The sequence below is a fragment of the Peptoniphilus harei genome, from assembly GCF_900454685.1.
Lineage (GTDB): Bacteria > Bacillota > Clostridia > Tissierellales > Peptoniphilaceae > Peptoniphilus_A > Peptoniphilus_A harei.
Map to the genome: position 1 here is coordinate 1,779,652 of NZ_UATM01000032.1, position 20,893 is coordinate 1,800,544.

The following is a 20,893-nucleotide window of genomic DNA, read 5'->3' on the forward strand; positions in this document are numbered from 1 at the left end:
TTGTTTTCAATATTTTTATAACTTATGACAACTGCCACTTTGCTGCCACTTGTCTTGCTTCAACAAATTTTTTGTAGATACCATCAACTTGAATAAGTTCTTCATGTGTACCTTGTTGCGTTATCTTTCCATTAGCCAAGACAAGAATTTGATTTGCATTTTTTATGGTTTTTAGTCTGTGTGCAATCATTATTACAGTTTTATCTCTTGTAAGTTCTTCCATAGCAATCTGTAGTTTATCCTCATTTTCAGGGTCTACATTTGCAGTAGCTTCGTCAAAAATAATAATCGGAGCATTTTTTATCATAGCCCTTGCTATAGATATTCTTTGTCTTTCTCCACCAGATAAACTTGCACCTCCCTCTCCTATAACTGTTTCATATTGTTCAGGAAGCTTCATAATAAATTCATGACAACACGCTTTCTTTGCAGCTTCTATAACTTCCTCATGAGTAGCATCTGGCTTGGCAAACTTTATATTGTTCTCAATAGTGTCTTGAAATAAATAAACATTTTGAAAAACCATACTAATTTGTCTCATTAATGACTCCAATGAATATTCTTTAATATTATGTTTACCTATGCTGATTTCTCCTTTATCTACATCCCAAAATCTAGCTATCAAATTACAAAATGTAGTTTTTCCAGCTCCTGAAGGTCCAACTATAGCTGTCATTTGTTTTTGTGGTATCTTGACCGAAATATCATCAAGGATTTTTTTTCCTGAATATGAAAACTCTACATTATCAAAAGAAATATCGAAAGTAGTAGGCTTTATGTCTTTTCCATCAATATCCATCTTTGGAAATTCCTCTAACTTCTTTGTTTGTTCAATAGATCCACTAACAACTCTGAGAGAGGTTGTTGCACTTCCTGCCAATTTTATTTGAGAAAAAGCAAGAAAAGAAATTATAATCGTCATAACTGTATTTAAGAATGAAAGTTCTCCATTAATATAAAAGAAAATACCTGCACCTATTATCAAAATGCTAAACAAATCCAAAAGAATATTTTGCAAAATCGTATAAGGTGTAAACAGTTTTTCACAATCAAGATTTATTTTTCTACTATTTTCAATAGCATCTCTGACTTTTTCATCTCCTTTCCCTGTTAAATTGAAGGATTTTATAACAGCCATTCCACCTATTTGTTCTAAAATAGTGTCAACTAATTTTGCCGATGCCACTTGTCTTTTAGGAAGAACATTTCTTGACTTGTTTTCCATTTTTGAAAGAATTAATAAGTACAACAAGCATCCAATTGTAACAATAAGACCGATCCTCCATTCAAAAGCCAAAATCATTATTGTAAAAATTATTGTGTTAATAAAACCAGATAAGGTATTTACCATAACCATTGCCGCAGTATTTTCTACATCTTCCAAAACAGTTGTAGAAATTCCAACGATTTCACCAATATTATTTTCATTAAAGAATCCCATAGGTATTTTTTTGAGCATTTCACCTATTGCAACTCTTTTATTTGCCACCATAAAATAACTTGCATGGCATTGCTGTAACTGTGAATAATAATTTGCAACACTTCTGCCAACTATGCTTATAACAAGAAGTATCAAAGCAATCCATGCAGGTGTCATACTCATATCTTTTTCAACAATAGCTTTAACAATAATGTATATTGCACTGATTTGGAGCATGTGAAAAATTGCAAACAAGAAACTTACCCATATAGAATGGTATACATTTTTCTTCTCATCACCTGAGAAATCTAAAATTTTCTTTAAGGCACTTATCATTTTATTTCACCATCCTTTACTCCAATATGAGCATTCCACATCTTTTGGTATAACTCAGAATCTTCCATAAGTTCTTCATGCTTACCATGTGAAACAAGCTCTCCATTCTCAATTAAGAATATTTGTTCTGCATCTGTTATAGTTGATAACCTATGAGCAATAATAATCACCGTTTTATCTTTTATAAGCTTTGATAAAGCTTGCTTTATAATCACTTCATTTTCAGGATCTATATATGAAGTAGCTTCATCAAGTATTACAATATGTGCATTTTTGAGCATTGCTCTCGCTATTGATATTCTTTGCCTTTCTCCACCAGAAACATGGCTCCCACTACTTCCGACAACCGTATCGTAACCATGTTCCATTTTCATAATAAAATCATGACAACCCGATTTCTTAGCAATGTCTTCTACTTCTTTATCACTGGCACTTGGATTGCCCATTCTTATATTCTCCCTAATACTTTCGTTGAACAAAAAATTATCCTGAGAAACAAAGGCGGTCAAACTATATAATTGCTTTAATGGAATTTCCTTAAGATTGTGTCCACCAATATTTATATTTCCTTCCATGCTATCCCAATATCCAGCTATTAATTTTGCTAAAGTTGACTTGCCACTTCCACTTGGTCCAACAAAAGCCACTGTTGTCCCTTCTTTTATGTTTAGGGATATTCCATGAAGAATTTCTTTTTCTTCTTCATATCCAAACTTTACATTTTGTAAATCAATATTATATTGCTGGATAGTCACTTCTCTATCAGAATGCTTTTGTTCTTTTCCTTCTAAAATTAAGTTAATAGAATTTGCAATAGTCCCTATCTTAGCAAGACCATCAACAAAATTGATTGTTTCAAGTAAAGGTCCTGCAATACCTAAAGATAGAATAATTACAGATATAAATACTTCTGCACTTAAACTGCCGCTAATGTAGAAATACCAACCAAATGGAAGCACTGTGATCATTGTAGTAGGAGATATGTTTTTAGATAAAGATACAGGTAACTGACAGCTCTTCATCCATTCATAAAAGTATCTTGCATTTGCAATGACTTTATCTTTGTACTTTGCGTACAATCTCTTGTCTTGATTAAATGTTTTTATCACTTCTATTCCATTAACATACTCAATAATTGCAGAATTCATTTCTCGATTTACCTTTACAGATCCTTCATATTGAACAGCATAATTTTTCATTACGAGTCCCATAAAAAGCATCCCCACAGGAATGGATACTAATGATAAAAGAGCCATTCTCCAATCAAGAAATAATAAGTAAATAAATATACTCAAAGAACCTAAGAGATTCGATGTCATTTCAGGCAACAGGTGAGCGAGCGGTTTCTCCATACTTTCAACCTGATCCACTATAATCTGCTTAAAGTTTCCGCTTGGAACAGAGATTATTTCTCCTAACGGCATCTTCGGAAGTTTATCAATCATTCTCAAGCGAATATCTTTCAATACACTAAAAGTCGCTTTATGAGATACAGATAACGCCGTAGAGTATAAAACAGATTTTAAAATATAAGATAACAGACCTATTCCCATCCATAAAAAATAGACCTTGAAATCTGCAATTCCATTTAATAAATAGACTAAAATACGGCTTGCAGCAATGTATGGAACAATTCCGGCAATAACACCGATACTTGCTATAAATACAGATGTTTTTAACTTTGAATGTTCCTTATATGCAAGCTCCCACAATATTACAGCAGGACTTTTTTCTTTCATAATTTAACACCTCCATAATTGTATCCATTTTCATTTTATTTTAGAAATTCATATATTGTACCATCACAGTGTTTTATAAATTCAAAATCGTGTGTAATAATTATAATGAGTTTTCCTTCTCTCTCCATATCGTGTAGGAAATTAATTAATGTATTCATCTGTGGTTTACATAATCCACTTGTAGGCTCATCTAAGATAATAATAGGTTTATTACTAAGCCTTGCTATAGCAATCAACAATCTTTGCTTCTCTCCTCCCGATAAACTTTGAGGATGTTTTTCAAGCTTTGATAATAATCCCATCTTTTCTAACATTTTTTCATTTAGGCTTTTATCTTCACTTACTGTTGATACTTCCGATAATACACTTTCTGTAAAAAGCTGGGAGCTAGGATCTTGCATTACCATAAAAATTTCTTTATTTTGTTTTGTAACTTTTTTTTGATTAACAAATACATCTCCGTGACCTTTTGTAGTACCGGTCAATAATTTAATGAAAGTACTTTTCCCTATTCCATTTTTTCCAATGATAAAATTTACTCCCTTATTAAAGGAAATACTAAAGTCAAAAATTTTATTCTTTTCATATTTTTTCTTAAAATTATGACATGATAAATCTCCATTGCTAAAATTATTTTTATCATCCAATAAATTCACTTTATAATATTTATTAATCTCTAAATCACTTTTCTCTATTTTATTAAATGTTCTAAGTCCATATCCTTCTGCAATAGCATTCAAATTATAATCATTTAAATCTTCTTTTTCGTATGAAATTAAAGACTCATTATCAATAATACAGAGCCTATCCATTATATCTTTTAAATAAAATAATCTATGTTCCACAACAATTATTATCTTATTTAATTCTTTTAATTTCACTAAGGCTTCTTTTAACCTTTCTATAGATTCATTATCTAATGATGAAGATGGTTCATCTAATAAAATAATATCATTTTCAGAAATTGCACAAGCTGCAAGTGCTATCATTTGCTTTTCTCCACCAGATAAATCAAATATATTTTTGTCTAATAAGTATTCTATATTTAAGAGTTTTGAGTATTTCTTTATTCTATTGATTATCTCTGACTTGTCAGTATTTCTATTTTCTAGCTGAAAGGCTAACTCCTCAGTGGAATTCATACAGTAAAATTGAGATTTTGGATTTTGAAATACATTTGAAATAATACATGATCTTTCAAATATATTTTTACTAAGTAAATCTAGGCTGTTATATTTTATTTCTCCATTAATATTAGCATCAAGGTATTCAGGTATTACTCCATTAATTGCTTTTAATAGTGTGCTTTTTCCACATCCAGAATGTCCTGTAATAACTGTAATTTCACCAGCTTTACATTCAAAATTTAGATTTTTTAAGATATTTTCATCATCAAAAGATAAATCAAGCTTTCTTATTTTAAGCATATTTTCTTCCTCTTATATAAAAAAATAAAACTAAAATAGAAACAAAAAAAATTAAATAGTCAGCAAATGTTAACTTTGCTTCTCTAATATTTGATCTATTTTGATTGACAGCAAGACCCTTAGTTAATGAAGCTACTGTCAATTCATCAGCAGAATTTGATAGGGTCATCAATAGTGGGATTATCCTATATTCAATTAATAAAATAGGATTCTTTAAAAATTTCCTAAAACTTATACCCCTCAAATAAATAGCTTGTTTTATTTGTCTATACTCAATTCTTGTTGCATAAAAATATCTAACCATAACCGCAACAGGAATGGCTATCTGATCAGGACACTTCACCTTTTTTAATGAACAAATTGCTTCTCCTACACTAGTTGTTAAAATTATATAATTTCCCATAACCATAGGTGCAAAAACTCTTTTTATTATAATTATAACTATGTGTATAAGTGATAATATTATAGAATCATTTAATTCCCTAATATTAATTTCTATAATATTCAATATTATAAAAAGTATGATTGATTTAATCCCGGATTTTATATGTCCAGATAAAAATAATAAAAAAGTAGGGAGCATACATATTAATACATAATATATAGGATTTAGGCTTTGAATATTTCCAATTGTCATAATAAAAGAAATAACCATCATTAAAAATAATTTTGCTCTAAAATCTATCCTTATCATATCTAATAACCCGCTCCCTAATTCTTACTTACCAATTTTTGAAAAATGTTTTTTCAAAAACACAATTCCTAAGCTACAACCTACAAAAGCACCAATAAATCCTAAAATAGCCATAACTATTAAAATCCAATCAGGCATAACTTTCATCATTGTGTCAATAAATTCTTGATTATAACCTTGATTTAAAAGCCCTTGTGCATACTCATTTCTTGAGATGATAATCGGAACATAGTTTCCTAAAGTGCAAAGACTTGAAAAAGAAAATGCTAATCTAGATTTTCCTTTACTGTCATAAGAGCCTGATTTTAATATTATTTCTCCAATAAATCCTGCAATTGCTCCTGTTAAAAGTGCCCATGGACCATGACCCATGATGACATAAGCTAAAGATATTAGCATTGTTTGAATAAAAAGCATTCCTGGCTTCTTAATTTTTGTTGAAAAAAGCATGTTACTAGGTCCAACTAAAATTCCCTGTACTAAGGGAACAATTGGCATCAAAACAGGAACCATAGCTGTAAATGAGCCTATTAGCATAAAAATAAACCCAAGTACTGCAAACAAACCAACATTAATTAAATCTCTAACTTCTAATTTTTTATTCATTTCTGAAACCTCCTTAGTTATCTATTTTTTTCTAAATCTAAAATATAATTTAAAATTGTATCTTTTAGATATTTCCTATTCTCATCATATGAATCTCTTGCATTAAGAACTTGCGAGCTTAATATCATTCCATTTATATAATTTACTAAAAAACCATCTTCAAAAATCTTTGAATCAATTCCTAATTTATTAGATATTGAATCTAATTGATTTACTGTTTCTGTTTTCAAATCTTGAAACATCTTTTCTAAATCTTCATTATATTTTTTTGATTGTAATAAAAGAGAATAAACCTTAGTAATATCTGTATCTGGTAGACACTTATCCACTAAAATTTCACTCATCTGTTCATATTTATCTTGACCTATGTGAGTTTCTAAATAATTATCAATTAAATTATTTCTATACTGATTTCCATCAAGCATTAAATCTTTAAGCATTTCAGCTGTGCTTTTATAATGATGATAGACACCACCTGTGCTCATGCCAACTTCTTTAATCACATCTTCCATTGTTGTATTCTGAAATCCTTTATTCAAAAAACATCTCATTGCTGCATCTCGAATTTCTTTTTTTCTAATTTGACCAACTTTTGTTTCCTTATCTTTCAATAAAATACCTCCAATCATTCGATTATTTTCCGAGGGTACCCTCGGTTTTTATTATATCTTAATTGAAAAATATTTTCAATATCAATCAAATTATAAATTTTGCTCTACTCTACCGTATACTTCTTAATTAATTTATTTAAATGCGGTATAATTAATAAAACTGAATAAACGCTTAACGCTTATAACTTTAATAGCAAGCACAGTAAGTGAGTACCCACTTACGAAAAATTGATGAAGCAGAACCTTTATGGACTGCTTCTTTTTTTATCAATTTTACCTTGTTAGGGAGAACCCTAAGACCCCAATATTTTATGATAAGGAGATATACTATGGATAACAGAAAGAGAAAAAATCAGCTTAAAATATATTTAACAGATGAAGAAAAAGAAGTTTTTGAAAAGAAAATGAAACTTGCTAATTGCAAAACTATGTCCCACTTTCTTAGGAAATGTGTATTAGAAAAAGAAATTTATGTAGTAGATTTAGAACCATTTAGGAATCTACAATGGTTACTTTCAAATGCTACGAATAATATAAACCAGATTGCAAAAGCAACTAATACAACTGGTGTTATTTACAAAAATGAAATTGAATCAATGAAGAAACAGATAGAAAAATTATCAAGAGAAATATGGCAGATCCATTCCCTACTTCTTAATAAATCAAAAGAAAGTTCTGGTGATTAGTATGGCAATTACGAAAATACATCCTATAAAATCAACTCTAAATTTGGCAATAGACTACATTACTAATAGTGAAAAAACTGATGAAAAAATCTTGGTATCTTCATTTAAATGTCATCCATCTACTGCTCATATTCAGTTTATGAAAACACGAGAAGACAATGATACTAAAGGTACAGTTTTGGGTAGACATTTAATCCAATCTTTTCTGCCAGGAGAGGTTGATCCTATAAAAGCTCACGAAATAGGAATGGAATTATGTAAGAAAATTTTAAAAGAAGATTATGAATTTGTTCTTGCAACTCATATAGATAGAGGACATATCCATAACCATATTATTTTTAATAATGTAAATTACAAGACTGGTAAATGCTACCAATCTAATAAAAAATCTTATCATAAAATCAGGTTTCAAAGTGACGAATTATGTAAAGAAAATAAGCTTTCAGTCATTGATGAATATTATGAAGCTTACAAAAGAAAATATAAAACTGCTGGTAAATCTTGGTACGAATATGACCAAAACAAGAAAGGAAATTCTTGGAAGTCTAAACTGCAATTTGATATAGATAGAATGATTAATAAGTCTAACTCGTGGGAAGAGTTTTTAGAAAATATGAAAGCTCTTGATTATGAAATTAAGTTTGGTAAACACATTGCTTTTCGTCATAAAGATAAGCAAAGATTTACAAGATCGAAGACTATCGGAGAAGATTATACTGAAGAAAAAATCAAAGAAAGAATAGATTTAGCAATTAAAAATAAAGCTAATCCTAATAAAAAAAGAGTAGGAAGTGTTATTGATATATCTACTAATAAAAAAGCTCAATCCTCTAAAGTCTACGAAGTCTGGGCAAGAAAACATAATATCAAAACAATGGCTGATTCAATAATTAAACTTAGAGAACAAGGGATTAATTCAATCACTCAACTCGATGATCTAATTAAAAAATCTGCTGATGATAGACAAGACTTATTAGATAAAATAAAGAAGATTGAAATTGAAATGAAGAGTTTATCTCAAGATATGGAAAATATAAATACTATAAATAAGTATCGTGAAATCTATAAATACCATAAGAAAAATCCTGAAGATAAGCAATTTGCAGATGAGTATTATAGCGAACTTTCCGTCTATAAAATAGCCGCTAAAGAAATTTTAGAAAACTATAAAAAGCTACCAAAAACAAAAGAAATACTATCAAACCTCGATAAATTGCAAGAAAAAAAGAACACCCTTATGCAAGAGTATTCTTTGAATAAAGAACAATTTTCTGACCTTGTTCAGTATAGGAAAAACTATGAAAATTATTATGGGAAGGAAGTGGAGAGGTAAAAAGATATAAAAGAGTAAACGATAACTCTGTGTAATTGCATTAAAGGATATTATAATATTTATTGTTAAGTATAAGAATTTAAGAGTCAAGTCCATAATATTGTGTAAATTAAACTAGTACAATATTATGGACTTGACTAAATTTTTTAAATACCATTATATTTTAAAAAAAACAATTAATACTAAACTTATAAAAATAGCACTAATAAAAGCTATCCAAAAAATAAATTTATCTACTTTAAACTTAGATTTAAATTTTTTTAAAGCTAAATTATATATTCCCACGCCCAATACACCACCTAATGTATTATTAATTATATCAGTTATATCAAATACTCCAATTGACAATTCGTACTGTAAAAACTCTATAGCTAAACTAAAGAAAAATACAAAAAGAATACTTTTTAAATTGTTTTTACGAAATAAAATAGATCTAATCATAATTCCCAAAGGTAAAAAAAATGAGTATATTTGATACCATCTCATCAAAAATAACTTTAATATTAACTGTATTGTCATAATAAAATGGTAGTAAATTTATTTGTCGCTCAATCAATAAATTATTGATTGAAAATGTCATTTTAAATACTACAATAAAGATTAACCAAATTATATAGTATACAGTTAGCACTTTCATCCCAACTGAAATATATTGATTTTTCAATTTCATAATTAATTCCCCTTCAATCTATCAAAGTCACTTAAATTCCTTATTATACATTAACTTATATCTATTACAGTTTTCAATTAAATCATCGTGACTCCCATCACCTACTATTTTTCCATTATCCATCACAATAATTCTATCAGAATTCATCGCACATCTTATCCTATGGGTGATATATATAATAATCTTATCATTCAAATTATTTAAAATATTATCAAATATGATTTTTTCAGAAATTATGTCTAATGACGAGCTTGGCTCATCAAATAACAATAGACTTGATTTTCTATACATAGTTCGTGCTATTGCAATTTTTTGCCATTGTCCGCCTGAAAGTTCCTGCCCATTTTCAAACCAATTACCTACTACTTTATTAATATTATATTACCATCATTTTTTAAAAATTTTGCATCAGCACTATTTAATGCTGTTAGAATCGAAAAGTCGTCTTCATTTCTATCAATTTGCCCTAATATAATATTCTCTTTTATTGTCCCCTCATATTTCAAATAATCTTGAAATAATGAACTAATCTGTATTCTATAAGATTCTATTTCAATATCATCAAATTTCATCCCATTAATTAAAAACACACCTGAATCTGGACTATATAATCCAGCTAAAATTTTTAGAAGTGTACTTTTTCCTGAACCATTTTCCCCAATTATTGCAATGGATTCTCCTTTTTTTATCTTTAAAGAAATGTCTTGCAGAGCTAAACTATTATCATCATAAGAAAAGTTTATATTAGATAACGATATTACATTAATGTAGCATCTTGCTCTATTCTATTCAAAATATCGTAAGTTTTATTATCTTCAAGTTTTTTTAAAGGCAAATCAGCACATTTTCCCATTACTTTCCTCATGGAAGAATAAGTAACTTCATTACTTAACCTTTGTAAATAGTAGTTTTTAATATTATCTACTATTACAGATATAAATTGTAAAGACAAATATATAAGTATAAGTATTATAATATTATCAAATCTAGTGGAATGAATTTGAATTATATTAATTATTGTTTGTCCTAATTTAAGAACTAAAAACGGAAAAACACCACTTACAATTGACAATATTATAGTAATCGCAAAAGAATTTTTATCTACTTCATAAATCATCTTGAATGCTATTTTTATACATTCAAGATGATTTATTTTATCCTTACCCATATATTTATCCTCTACTTCCCATTAAAATATTTATTGCTCTATTTTGTTATATGATTTTATACTTAGCAATAAATACAGAGCAATATTAATTAAAGCCATTATTACTAGAAACTTTGGAATCCATAAAATTTTACCTGGCAACTTAACAAATTCAAATTTTTGATACTGTTCAATTAAGCTATTTTCTGCAGTACCTAATCCCAAAGACGGCAAAAAATAAAATATTGATTTAAACAATTTTTTTCCATACAATAATGATGGAATAAAAAATAAAACACTCGATATGGCTGATGAAACCATAGAAACTTTTGAATTTATAGCGACAAATATTGACATCATTGAACTTGCAATAGTAAATAATATACTTAACAAAAATACACTTAATATAACTTTACCTATAGTTAAATTAGATATTGACAGTTGATTAAATAGTAACATTTGAAAAGATGAATCTAAACCATTAGTATAAAGATATTTAATAGTTCCATAATAAATAGATATATTTAATATCAAATAAAGCGATATAATACTTGCTAAGGCAAGTATCTTGCTGCAAATATATTTATTTCTTCCATTTCTAGTTGTTCTAAAAATTGAATCTAGGTAATTTTCTTTATCTTCAACAATGCATTGTGATGAAATCAATATACAAATTAGTGATAATACCGTTATAAAAATATTTACGAAAAATAGTATATCTTCACTAAAATATCCTCCATAATAAAATGGTTTATTTACCTCTTTATATTTTTCTAGAGCAAATTCTGTTATCTTGTCATTGTCATATTTCTGTTTTATGTCCCTTTCCAATGCATCATAACAACTTTGATAAAAATTTAAATCTTTTTCTGTATCAAGTTCGTTTACATCAAGTAAACTTCCAGATGTTGTAATTGTATATGGGTATGTTATTACTCTTAATATAGGATCAAATTTCGATATATTTTTTTTAGCATCCTCTGATAAGTTTTCTCTACTGTTTACATTTTCATTATTTAATATTTCTTTATAAGATTTTACTACTTTAGTTATTTTTTCTTCTGTCAAATAACCTTCAGAGGCTTTATTATCCTCATTAAAATGATCTATAGCCTCTTTTCCAAAATAGGTAATTGTATCACCAGAACTTATATCATCATATTGTACACTTCTATAAGTAATAAATGATATCAAAAAAGTAAAAAATAAACCCACGACCAAAAAAACTCTTACTGATTTTTTAGATAAAAATCTTTTTAGTTCCTGTAAATATATGTTCATAATCTATACCTCCCCTACAGCTTTGACAAAGCAAACTAGTCTTATTATTTATAATTAATATAGAAGCCCACAAAATATAGACTAAAATTTCTATATAGTGTGAACTTCTATGATTCATCATTAATTATGATGCTCTTGGAGTTTTTAAAGCGCGAACTCTGTTACCAGTTCTATATTCTCCTTATTTTATTTTTTTCATCCTACGATAAGATTGGATCATAATAATCTTTTAAAATCATTCTTTCTTCATAAGATTGTGGTCTTGTATATATGCTTTCATGTGGTCCATAATCTATGGAAGATGTTAATATGTTTATATTCTTAGGCAACCAATCGCATTCATTTAAATAAACTTGTATCTTATCATACTTATCCTCATAATCAGGTCCTTCGATTACCATGTTTAAGGTAATGTTTTCTTTATTATTATATTTTTCTGCTTCTAGGGTTATTAAGTCCATAATTACCTCCAATTTTTGAATACATCATTACTACTAAACTTGGTAAAATAATAATATATATTACAGCTGATATCATTATAAGACTTGATGAACTCATCCAATTTCCAAAAACATTTACAAAATTAAAATCAGCTATTTGATTTTGTAATGAATTGAGTAGTCCTACTCCTGAAGATGGAAAAATATAGTTTATAGCACTAATCATACCAATAGGAGAAATTATTGTTGGAAATACTGCTAATAAAATTGATTTCATTATGGATTCAACTTTTCTTTTACTTAATACAGAAATAATTAGTGTAGCAAGAATGGTTGAAATCAATATGATACTATTACAAATAAGCATATATTTATTAAACTGTCCAAAGTTCCAATTATGCAAACTTAAAGCACTAAACATCATCTGAACAGAAGTCTTTTTATACTCTGTTCCAAAAGCATAGTCTAATATAGAGCCTTGTATGAAGTTTCCTAAGAGCAAAGTTAATACCGAAATCGTAAGTATTGCTAGGATTTTATAGATGGCAAACTTTCTTCTGCCATATTTAGTTGTTTTAAATATATAATCTAAATCATTCTCACTATCTGACGAGAATATTGGAGCTGCTACTACAACCATTAAAATTATTATTATCGTATTATAAAATCCTCTATAATCATTTGCATCTGTACTATAATATCCATAATATTCATATGGAGTCTTTATTTTACTCAGTGCTTTTTCAGATTTTTCTATAATTTGATTCTGAGCTTTATTAGGATATTCATTTTCAATTACTTTATTTAGATAATCAAATACTTTATTGTAAAAATATTTGGTATCATTGATATCTATGCTTAAAACTGGAGGAAGGTTATTACTTTGAGAATCAGTGAATACTTCATTTACTTTCTTACTTATATGTTCTATAGGCATAAGCTTCTTTGTATTAATTTCAGGTTTTAATTCAGACCTATCAGTAACATTATATTTTCTTAGTATTTCTCTATATTTTTTTGTGCCATTATAAATTAAATCTTCTGTTATCTTTCCTGAATAAGGCTCTTTAGCTTTTTTAATATATTCTATTGCTTCTTTTCCTTTTAAATTTTTTACTTGATCTCCTTCTCCATAGGTAATTTTTGTAAAATTAATTGGAGCTATGGAAAGCAATATAGCAAGTAGTAATGAAAACAATATTATAATTTGATTTGATCTTATTGATAAAATCCTCTTTATCTCATTTAAGTAAATTTTCATTTTAATTCACCTTAAAACTTCTATCTTCTGGAAAGACCCATAAATAGAAGTCTTCTAGATGAGCTTTTGTTAATTTAGAATTATTTAAAACATCATCTTTATCTGATATGTATCTAATGAGTACGTTTCCATCATCTTGTTGTTTTACATTAACAACATTCAATTGTGTTTCTTTTTCTGCATATTCTCTATTTGATATAGATGCTTCGTATACCTTATTCTTAATTTTAGATATCAGTTCATCAGTTGTTCCAGAATATACAAATTTACCATCTTTCATAATTAAATTTGATGTTGATATATATTCAATATCAGAGACTATATGAGTCGAAAGCAAAACTATTTTATTTTTTGATATTTCCGTGATAAAATTTCTTAATTTTATTCTCTCACCAGGATCAAGTCCTGCTGTTGGTTCATCTAAAATTAATATTTTAGGATCATTTAAAATAGCTTGACATATTCCTACTCTCCTTCTCATTCCTCCTGAAAGCTTTACTACTTTTTTGTACTTGACATCAGATAAGTTTAATACTTCTAGGAGTTTATCAATCATTTCTTCTGTTTTGCTCTTGTCTATACCTTTTAAAGCAGCTACATATTGTAAAAATGAATTTACAGTAAACTCTGGAGCACAAATAAATTCTTGAGGTAAAAACCCTAACAAATTCCTATATTCTTCTCCTAATTTGTTGATTCTTTCCCCATTATATAAAATTTCGCCTTGACTCGGTGTACTAATTCCAGTGATCATTTTTATTAAAGTTGTTTTCCCAGCACCATTTGCACCTAAGAGTCCCCAAACACCTGGACATAACGTAGCTGATGCATTATCAACCGCTAATTTATCTTTAAATTTCTTACTTACGTTTTTAATCTCTAATTCCACTAAACTACCTCCCTTATCTTTTATGCTTCCTTATTAAAAAGTAAAAAAATACATCTTCATGTTAGTGATAAAAATTTTACTCCTCTATGATTTTATTTTAATTGATACAATAAAAAAGTGTTTTAATATTCTATTGATTAATTCTTAAGATTTCATTAATTTTTAAAAAATAAAAAAAACACCTTAATTATGTAGTTTTATACATAATTAAGGTGTAATCCTCATTTATTCTTTAATCTTACAATGACAATAACTTCATTATTAGAACTTTCTACCTCTATCTTACCCTCATGTAATTCAATAATTTCTTTTGCGATAGGTAAACCTAAGCCAGATCCCACTTTTTTTGAATTTCTTGCTAGATTTAATCTAGTAAATTTGTTAAACATATTTCTTATCTGCGCTTCTTCTAGTGTATCGGCCTTGTTAATAATTTTTAATATTACACACTTATACGTTTGATATATTTTAACTTTTATCTCTGTATTTGCATAAGAATATAAGATTGCATTTTTTAAAATATTCTCTAAGGCTCTTTTCATTTTATTTGGATCGACATTTACAAATATTGAGCCTTCACTTGAGATATTTATCTTATGATTATTCTCTTTCATCATAGGATAAAGCTCATCTCTTAATTGTATTAAAAAATATTCTAAATCAATTTTTTCTTTATGAATACTAAATTCACCATTATTTAATCTAGCAATTTCAAAAAATTGGTTTATAAGATCTTCTAATCCTAATGCTGTTTCTAATAATTGTCTAATATATTTCTCTCTTTGCTTATTAGGCAAGTCTTTCATTTCATCGAGCATTGATAAATATCCAATGATAGATGTCAAAGGAGTTCTTAAGTCATGTGCTAAGTAGGTGATTAAATCATTATCTTCATTTTCTCTTTTTTTAAGCGTATATTCTATCTCTTTTTGTTTAAATTTTAATCTATTTATGGAATCTTCTAAAGTTTTATAAGGAGTCGGGAAACTAACAACATTCTCATCCAAATCGTCTATTTTTTTGCATAAGTCAATATAATCTTTCTCTAATTTTGAAAATTCTTTTATTATAATAATTAATATCCCCAATAATAAAATAACAAAAAAAATCAGATCCAATCTATTAACAAAAAATTCGTGTATTTCATTATTAAATCTAAAAATATTGCTATCTATTGCAAGCATACAACTTAAAACTATAAGTAAAAATATAGCAATTTCTTTTATCAGCTTTTTCAGAATACTTTCAAAGTATTTATCTTTATCCAATCTTATAACCTACCCCCCAAACAGTTGTTATTATATTATTTTTTTCTCCTAATTTTTCTCTAATATGCCTAATATGAACTGAAACCGTATTGTTTTTTATATAATATTCATCCGGATATATTTTATAGAATAAATCTTCGGATCCTAGTACTTCAGATTTTTTCTCTAGTAATGATTTTAAAATAATAAATTCAATAGGAGTTAAATCAATTTCCTGTCCATCAACTAAAACTTCTCTTGATTTGATATTTAAATCCACATTTTGATAAGTTAAAATATTTCCTGTACCTTCTTTAGTTTTTAAATTATAATTATTGTATCTTCTTAATTGAGCCTTTACTCTAGCAACTAACTCTCCAGGTAAAAATGGTTTAGTTACATAATCATCCGCTCCAAAGGTTAAGCCCTTAATTTTACTTGACTCATCATCTTTTGATGTAAGCATAATAATTGGATAATTAAAAGACTCTCTAATCTTTTTGCATAAATAATATCCATCTTTATCAGGTAACATAATATCTAAAATCGCTAAATCAAATTCTTCTTCCTTAATATATCTAATTGCTTCCTCTGAACATGTTGCCTTTTTTATAATATAATTTTCATTTTCTAGATATATCTCTATTAAATCTAAAATACTTTCATCATCTTCTACTACTAATACTGAGTAATTCATAACTAAATTTCCACCATTTTAAATCTATCACTTTTGTCAAAACAACTTTAAAAAAATAAAGAAATTTTTTAATTAAAAGAATCAAGAAGAACAATACAACATCCTTTTAATGAATTAAATATATCTTTCTAAATTTCTTAAATCTATAATTTTTGATTTAATATACATTTCTTTCGTTGTTTATAAATGTCTACTTATAGATATTGTACCATTATTCTTTATCTCATTTCAATATCTATATCTACTATATTGATAATATAGCACCATTATACAACCTATATACATAAAAAAAATAAAGGCAGTCCGAAGACTGCCGATATTTATCTCTCTGTACCTTTGCTATGGTCTTTCTTATTTGACTTAGCTTTGTCATCTGTCTTAAAGCTTTTTATTTGCCCTAATATTGACTTTTTATCCTTGTATTGACTCTTTACTTGTTCTTTTGCTTTTAAGAGCTTAGAAGAAAAAATACGAACATTTTTATGTTCCTTCCCGTTGTTATCAATACTTGTTTTTACTTGACCAAATATTTTAACAAAATCTCCTTGTTTTAAGTTTTCCAAATCTTTTGTCTTATCTCCATAGGCTGAACAATTGGTATATACTTTATTCCCATCATCATCTTTTGAAACAATTGAAAAGTTACTTACTTTAAACTTTTCTCCATTAGCATTTTCTCTTTCAAGATTTTCTACTTTTCCAGCTATATTACCCACAAGATTTATAAGATCATCTTTTTCTTCAAGTTCATTGGTATTTTCAACAATCTTACCTTGTTCTTTCATATCATCAATCATATAGTCAAAGTCATCACTTAGTAGACCTGTTGTGTCATTGTTCATATATAAAACATAGACTTCTTCAAGTGCCTTTTCGTCAGTAACGCCTTTTTCTATGCTCACAAGTGCTTTTATAAAATCCTTGTAATTATCATTCATCATTTCTTCTAAGTTTTCTCTAATATCTTTGTATTCCATATTTTCCTCCTTGTACTAAATAAGGAGAGCCTTTCGCTCCCCTCTATCTTTCTTGTCCTTTTTCCCTTTTTTCTTGATTTTTATCTTTTTCTTCTTCTGATTTGAATTTTGATATTTGTCCTAATATTGATGGCTTCTCTTCCCTTGCGTGAAGATTATCCTCTACATCATAAGTTGATTCAAAGTAATCACTATCTTTAAAATCATTGTCATACCTATCTGGTATTCCATCATTGTCAAGATCTTTTGCTAGTGGATCATAGAAGTTTCCATCATCATCTATTTCTAAGCCTAAAGCTTGTTTTAAATCTTCTTCATCTACTGATACAAGATCATCAAAACTAGACATCTTTATGGCTTCAGTCATATCTTTAATAGCTTGTGAGTTAGATATATCTTCCTCTACAAAAGATTCTGTTCTAATGGCTACATTATCTACATACTGAGTCCATGTTTTTTCTTCCAAATTTACCTCATATTGAATCGTGTGCTTACCATCAGGTGTTTCTGTATAGGCAAGTCCTATATGGCTTAAATCAGGATATAGTTTGTCAAAGTCTTCATAGCTATTAGATTCTGAAAACTCATAGTTAGAATAATCAACTATCGCCCTCTTTAAATTTTCTAATAGTGGTGATTGGTTTTCTAATTCTTCTACTTCTCCCATATCTAAAAGTTTATTAATCTCAGCTAGTCTTAGTGTCTTATCCCTTAACTCATCAGCTTTTTCAAATGGTTTAGTTAATTCTAACTTGGCATTTTCTAAAGATTCTTTATAGTTTTCAAGGTTTTGATTTAATCTTTCAAGTCTTGAAGACATTTTTTCAATTGCATTATCAAGCCTTGTTATATTGCCATCAGTGGAGTTTGAAAACTCTCCAAAGTATTCTGCTTTTCCTAGGAGTTTAAAGGTGTGAGTATTAGTCATAAAGTTATATGAAACTTGTAAGTCTAAATTTCTATATTTACCAATAACCTTGCTATCATTTATCTTTACCTTTTTTATTTCTTCTAATAGCTTCTCTCCAGCCTCTTTCTTATCTAAAATTTTATTTTCTCCAAGACTGATTGAAGTAAATTTGCTATCTCCTTCTCCTAATTTTTCAATACTTGAAATATCTTCTTTAACTGCTTTTATTTCCATTTCAGTTTTTAAAATACTTTGAGGATAAATTTTATTTACCTTATCTTCAAGCTTATATTTATTAGACTTGTAGTTTGCTTCCAGCATTTTTAGTTTTGTAACTTCGTTATCTAAATCCATTTTTTCTTTAATTAGAGGATTGCCAGTAGCTAAAGCCTTAATTTCTGAATAAGATAGACTTGCTTCATCAACATCTTCTGCAACTCTTACTGGAGTTTTTGAAGTCATAATTTGAGAAATGAATTTTTGCTTATTCTCTATTGTCTGGTCGAGTAGGTCGGGGATATTACTATCCCTTTCCCCTCTAAGAACCGTGCATGAGAGTTTCCCCTCACACGGCTCAAGTTTTTATAAGCCCTAATTAAAGAGCCAGCGTGTTTTCTTCATCATTTATATGCAATTTTCTATGACACCAAGGGTGTACTAAAGTTTTAAGGGTAATGTTATTTTGAATTGTTTGATGTACTCTAAAGTCTGTATCAATAGTTATTTTCTCTCCACAAACAGGGCATATTCCATTTTGCGTTTTATACAGTCTATTTATAACTGTACGTCCTTTAAGTTCGTTTCGTATTTTTAACTCTTCTCTTTCTTCAAAGTATATTTGCCAATTTTCATCAAACGGATTTGCTTCAGCTTGTATCTTGGTAAATCTTTTAATATCAGTATCTGTAGCATATTTAAGACGAAGATAGTATTTCTCGCCATTTTCCATTCTGTCGCCAGTTGCTACACTGAAAGTCCAGATTCTATTTCCAATGGTATGGAAGTATTTCTTAGCTATCCATTTTCTACCTTTCTTTGGGTGTCTACGAACGCACCAGGTCCACAAGCTTTTATATATTTCATAATCAAGTTTTTCAAAGGCTTTAGATGAAACATTATATTTTTGATAGTTTACCCAACCTATAATGATTGGATTTAATTTTCTAATCAAAATTTCTTGTTTCATTGACGGATTATCTTTTATGATTCGTCTGATTTTATCGACAATAGCCTTGAAGTTCTTATCAGATGGTTTTGTAAGCAACTTATCTTTATACATCCTAATATTAACTCCAAGAAAATCAAAACCGTCATTTATGTGTGTTATGAGTGTCTTTTCCTCTGATAATTCTAAACCTCTTTCAGCCAAGAATTTTACAATGATTGGCTTTACACCATTTTCAAGCAATTCTGCACTTTCTCCTGTAACGATGAAATCATCTGCATATCTAACAAAGTTAACCTTTGGGAAATATGTTTTCTTATTTACTGTTCTTCTATGATGTTTCTCTTTGATTGCTTTTTCTAAACCATCTAATACCATATTGGAAATAATAGGTGATATTGGCGAGCCTTGGGGACTTCCTTTTTCTGTTGGAAATAGTTTTTGTTTTTCTATATATCCACACTCAAGCCAGAGTTTTAATAATTTCTTGTTCATTGGGATATTATTTAATATCCATTCATGACTTATATTATCAAAACAACCTTTTATATCTCCCTCAAGTACCCATTTTGCAGATTTCTTTTTATTAAGTGATGTAAAACACTGCTCGATAGCATCTTGTGTACATCTTTTTGCCCTAAATCCATAAGAATTAGGGTCAGCAGTAGTTTCTGCTATGGGTTCAAGTGCAAATTTATATAGGGTTTGCATTGCTCTATCTGTCATTGTAGGAATGCTGAGAGGTCTTTTCTTCCCATTTTTCTTTGGTATATACACTCTTTTAAGAGGCTTAGGTTTATATCCTCTTAAATTTAACTTTTCTATCGCCTTATACTTTGCCTGTGATGTTAGCCATAATTCACCATCAACACCACTTGTTTTCTTGCCTTGATTTTCAGTTACCCTCTTAATAGCCAAGGCTTTTGCATAAAATGAAGTTGTGAGTAAATGTTGTAAAGATTTTACCTTTCCATATTTACTCATTTTCCACGCTTTCACAATACGCATTTGTAGTTTTTTAACATAGCTTTCTGCTAGATAAAAGTCTATACTTTCCCAGTTTTTAGCTCTGTTAGTAGTAGCACACATTTTACTGTTCATTTGCTTTCTCCTTTCAAAAATTCTACAAGTTCTCTTGTGATTAAAAACCAAATGGAAGTCTGCACTCTTTCAAGTTAGGGCAAATTTTGAACCCCTATCCATCTCATTACAAGATGGCATTCGCTTTTTCCATTCTCCTTTACCTGCACCATTATCAGCATTTCTTACGATTTGCCTTGCCTTATGGCAATAGTACAGGCTTACCATGTTTCACTTAATTAACATTGATAACTTAGGCTCTACCTCTCTGCCGGTA

19 protein-coding genes and 2 pseudogenes are annotated in these 20,893 nt (G+C 28.3%); 2 read left to right on the top strand and 19 right to left on the bottom strand.

From position 1 onward, the window contains the following. Window positions 1-22 precede the first annotated feature (22 nt). From DRZ96_RS09815 to DRZ96_RS09840, 6 genes are read right to left on the bottom strand one after another with little or no spacing between them, the layout of a single operon-like run. Window positions 23-1,756, bottom strand: coding sequence for an ABC transporter ATP-binding protein (locus tag DRZ96_RS09815; RefSeq protein WP_112890515.1), 1,734 nt, complete (start codon window positions 1,754-1,756; stop codon window positions 23-25). Beyond that, the gene (locus DRZ96_RS09820; RefSeq protein ID WP_112890516.1) at window positions 1,753-3,495 is read right to left on the bottom strand and encodes an ABC transporter ATP-binding protein; all 1,743 of its coding nucleotides are present in this window, start codon (window positions 3,493-3,495) and stop codon (window positions 1,753-1,755) included. The genes DRZ96_RS09815 and DRZ96_RS09820 overlap by 4 nt, the downstream gene beginning before the upstream one ends. A gap of 35 nt (window positions 3,496-3,530) precedes the next feature. Then, window positions 3,531-4,922, bottom strand: a complete 1,392-nt coding sequence (locus tag DRZ96_RS09825; RefSeq protein WP_072537733.1) for an ATP-binding cassette domain-containing protein — start codon at window positions 4,920-4,922, stop codon at window positions 3,531-3,533. Beyond that, a complete protein-coding gene (locus tag DRZ96_RS09830; RefSeq protein WP_002836640.1) occupies window positions 4,915-5,616 on the bottom strand; it encodes an energy-coupling factor transporter transmembrane component T in 702 nt (233 codons plus the stop codon). The genes DRZ96_RS09825 and DRZ96_RS09830 overlap by 8 nt, the downstream gene beginning before the upstream one ends. A gap of 24 nt (window positions 5,617-5,640) precedes the next feature. Beyond that, window positions 5,641-6,222 (bottom strand): MptD family putative ECF transporter S component, encoded by a 582-nt coding sequence (locus DRZ96_RS09835; RefSeq protein WP_002841816.1) that lies wholly within the window; start codon window positions 6,220-6,222, stop codon window positions 5,641-5,643. Between the two features lie 17 nt (window positions 6,223-6,239). Next, entirely contained in the window at window positions 6,240-6,851 is a 612-nt protein-coding gene (locus DRZ96_RS09840; protein WP_112890517.1) for a TetR/AcrR family transcriptional regulator, read from the bottom strand. A 311-nt stretch (window positions 6,852-7,162) separates the two neighbouring features. On the opposite strand from DRZ96_RS09840, the gene DRZ96_RS09845 reads away from it, so the two are divergent. Further along, window positions 7,163-7,519, top strand: coding sequence for a plasmid mobilization protein (locus DRZ96_RS09845; protein WP_112890518.1), 357 nt, complete (start codon window positions 7,163-7,165; stop codon window positions 7,517-7,519). A 1-nt stretch (window position 7,520) separates the two neighbouring features. Continuing rightward, on the top strand, window positions 7,521-8,852 hold the full coding sequence (locus DRZ96_RS09850; protein WP_112890519.1) for a relaxase/mobilization nuclease domain-containing protein: 1,332 nt from the start codon (window positions 7,521-7,523) through the stop codon (window positions 8,850-8,852). A 156-nt stretch (window positions 8,853-9,008) separates the two neighbouring features. Here DRZ96_RS09850 and DRZ96_RS11775 read toward each other — a convergent pair whose 3' ends face one another. The 13 genes and pseudogenes from DRZ96_RS11775 to ltrA form a co-directional block, all read right to left on the bottom strand. After that, window positions 9,009-9,371: a VanZ family protein gene (locus DRZ96_RS11775; RefSeq protein ID WP_306344724.1), complete on the bottom strand. Its 363-nt coding sequence runs from the start codon at window positions 9,369-9,371 to the stop codon at window positions 9,009-9,011. Between the two features lie 445 nt (window positions 9,372-9,816). Beyond that, window positions 9,817-9,897: pseudogene (locus DRZ96_RS12335) on the bottom strand (hypothetical protein); the annotation flags it as partial. Next, the gene (locus DRZ96_RS11780; RefSeq protein WP_306344728.1) at window positions 9,885-10,289 is read right to left on the bottom strand and encodes an ATP-binding cassette domain-containing protein; all 405 of its coding nucleotides are present in this window, start codon (window positions 10,287-10,289) and stop codon (window positions 9,885-9,887) included. The gene DRZ96_RS11780 and the pseudogene DRZ96_RS12335, both read right to left, overlap by 13 nt. Beyond that, window positions 10,280-10,690 (bottom strand): ABC transporter transmembrane domain-containing protein, encoded by a 411-nt coding sequence (locus tag DRZ96_RS11785; protein ID WP_236587200.1) that lies wholly within the window; start codon window positions 10,688-10,690, stop codon window positions 10,280-10,282. The genes DRZ96_RS11780 and DRZ96_RS11785 overlap by 10 nt, the downstream gene beginning before the upstream one ends. 30 nt (window positions 10,691-10,720) lie before the next feature. Continuing rightward, complete coding sequence (locus tag DRZ96_RS09865) at window positions 10,721-11,950, bottom strand: ABC transporter permease (RefSeq protein WP_035112649.1); 1,230 nt, start codon at window positions 11,948-11,950, stop codon at window positions 10,721-10,723. Between the two features lie 200 nt (window positions 11,951-12,150). After that, window positions 12,151-12,411 (bottom strand): hypothetical protein, encoded by a 261-nt coding sequence (locus DRZ96_RS09870; RefSeq protein WP_112890520.1) that lies wholly within the window; start codon window positions 12,409-12,411, stop codon window positions 12,151-12,153. After that, window positions 12,377-13,651, bottom strand: coding sequence for an ABC transporter permease (locus DRZ96_RS09875; RefSeq protein WP_112890521.1), 1,275 nt, complete (start codon window positions 13,649-13,651; stop codon window positions 12,377-12,379). The genes DRZ96_RS09870 and DRZ96_RS09875 overlap by 35 nt, the downstream gene beginning before the upstream one ends. Before the next feature lies 1 nt (window position 13,652). Continuing rightward, window positions 13,653-14,540 carry an ABC transporter ATP-binding protein gene (locus tag DRZ96_RS09880; RefSeq protein WP_012797171.1) on the bottom strand — a complete coding sequence of 296 codons (888 nt, stop codon included), beginning with the start codon at window positions 14,538-14,540 and terminating at the stop codon, window positions 13,653-13,655. A gap of 221 nt (window positions 14,541-14,761) precedes the next feature. Then, window positions 14,762-15,808: a sensor histidine kinase gene (locus DRZ96_RS09885; RefSeq protein ID WP_112890522.1), complete on the bottom strand. Its 1,047-nt coding sequence runs from the start codon at window positions 15,806-15,808 to the stop codon at window positions 14,762-14,764. Beyond that, on the bottom strand, window positions 15,801-16,484 hold the full coding sequence (locus tag DRZ96_RS09890; protein WP_004816327.1) for a response regulator transcription factor: 684 nt from the start codon (window positions 16,482-16,484) through the stop codon (window positions 15,801-15,803). The genes DRZ96_RS09885 and DRZ96_RS09890 overlap by 8 nt, the downstream gene beginning before the upstream one ends. Window positions 16,485-16,804: 320 nt before the next feature. Continuing rightward, window positions 16,805-17,461 carry a DNA-binding protein gene (locus DRZ96_RS09895; protein ID WP_112890523.1) on the bottom strand — a complete coding sequence of 219 codons (657 nt, stop codon included), beginning with the start codon at window positions 17,459-17,461 and terminating at the stop codon, window positions 16,805-16,807. 43 nt (window positions 17,462-17,504) lie between these two features. After that, window positions 17,505-18,878 (bottom strand): annotated as a pseudogene (locus tag DRZ96_RS09900) (DNA helicase); the annotation flags it as partial. 88 nt (window positions 18,879-18,966) lie between these two features. Further along, window positions 18,967-20,637, bottom strand: a complete 1,671-nt coding sequence (gene ltrA, locus DRZ96_RS09905) for a group II intron reverse transcriptase/maturase (protein WP_112890525.1) — start codon at window positions 20,635-20,637, stop codon at window positions 18,967-18,969. Window positions 20,638-20,893: the final 256 nt, after the last annotated feature.

Excerpts from the sequence above, each read along its gene's own strand:
- DRZ96_RS09815 (WP_112890515.1), bottom strand. The coding sequence starts at position 1,756 with ATGATAAGTGCCTTAAAGAAAATTTTAGATTTCTCAGGTGATGAGAAG.
- DRZ96_RS09820 (WP_112890516.1), bottom strand. The coding sequence starts at position 3,495 with ATGAAAGAAAAAAGTCCTGCTGTAATATTGTGGGAGCTTGCATATAAG.
- DRZ96_RS09825 (WP_072537733.1), bottom strand. The coding sequence starts at position 4,922 with ATGCTTAAAATAAGAAAGCTTGATTTATCTTTTGATGATGAAAATATC.
- DRZ96_RS09830 (WP_002836640.1), bottom strand. The coding sequence starts at position 5,616 with ATGATAAGGATAGATTTTAGAGCAAAATTATTTTTAATGATGGTTATT.
- DRZ96_RS09835 (WP_002841816.1), bottom strand. The coding sequence starts at position 6,222 with ATGAATAAAAAATTAGAAGTTAGAGATTTAATTAATGTTGGTTTGTTT.
- DRZ96_RS09840 (WP_112890517.1), bottom strand. The coding sequence starts at position 6,851 with ATGATTGGAGGTATTTTATTGAAAGATAAGGAAACAAAAGTTGGTCAA.
- DRZ96_RS09845 (WP_112890518.1), top strand. The coding sequence starts at position 7,163 with ATGGATAACAGAAAGAGAAAAAATCAGCTTAAAATATATTTAACAGAT.
- DRZ96_RS09850 (WP_112890519.1), top strand. The coding sequence starts at position 7,521 with ATGGCAATTACGAAAATACATCCTATAAAATCAACTCTAAATTTGGCA.
- DRZ96_RS11775 (WP_306344724.1), bottom strand. The coding sequence starts at position 9,371 with ATGACAATACAGTTAATATTAAAGTTATTTTTGATGAGATGGTATCAA.
- DRZ96_RS11785 (WP_236587200.1), bottom strand. The coding sequence starts at position 10,690 with ATGGGTAAGGATAAAATAAATCATCTTGAATGTATAAAAATAGCATTC.
- DRZ96_RS09865 (WP_035112649.1), bottom strand. The coding sequence starts at position 11,950 with ATGAACATATATTTACAGGAACTAAAAAGATTTTTATCTAAAAAATCA.
- DRZ96_RS09870 (WP_112890520.1), bottom strand. The coding sequence starts at position 12,411 with ATGGACTTAATAACCCTAGAAGCAGAAAAATATAATAATAAAGAAAAC.
- DRZ96_RS09875 (WP_112890521.1), bottom strand. The coding sequence starts at position 13,651 with ATGAAAATTTACTTAAATGAGATAAAGAGGATTTTATCAATAAGATCA.
- DRZ96_RS09890 (WP_004816327.1), bottom strand. The coding sequence starts at position 16,484 with ATGAATTACTCAGTATTAGTAGTAGAAGATGATGAAAGTATTTTAGAT.
- DRZ96_RS09895 (WP_112890523.1), bottom strand. The coding sequence starts at position 17,461 with ATGGAATACAAAGATATTAGAGAAAACTTAGAAGAAATGATGAATGAT.
- ltrA (WP_112890525.1), bottom strand. The coding sequence starts at position 20,637 with ATGAACAGTAAAATGTGTGCTACTACTAACAGAGCTAAAAACTGGGAA.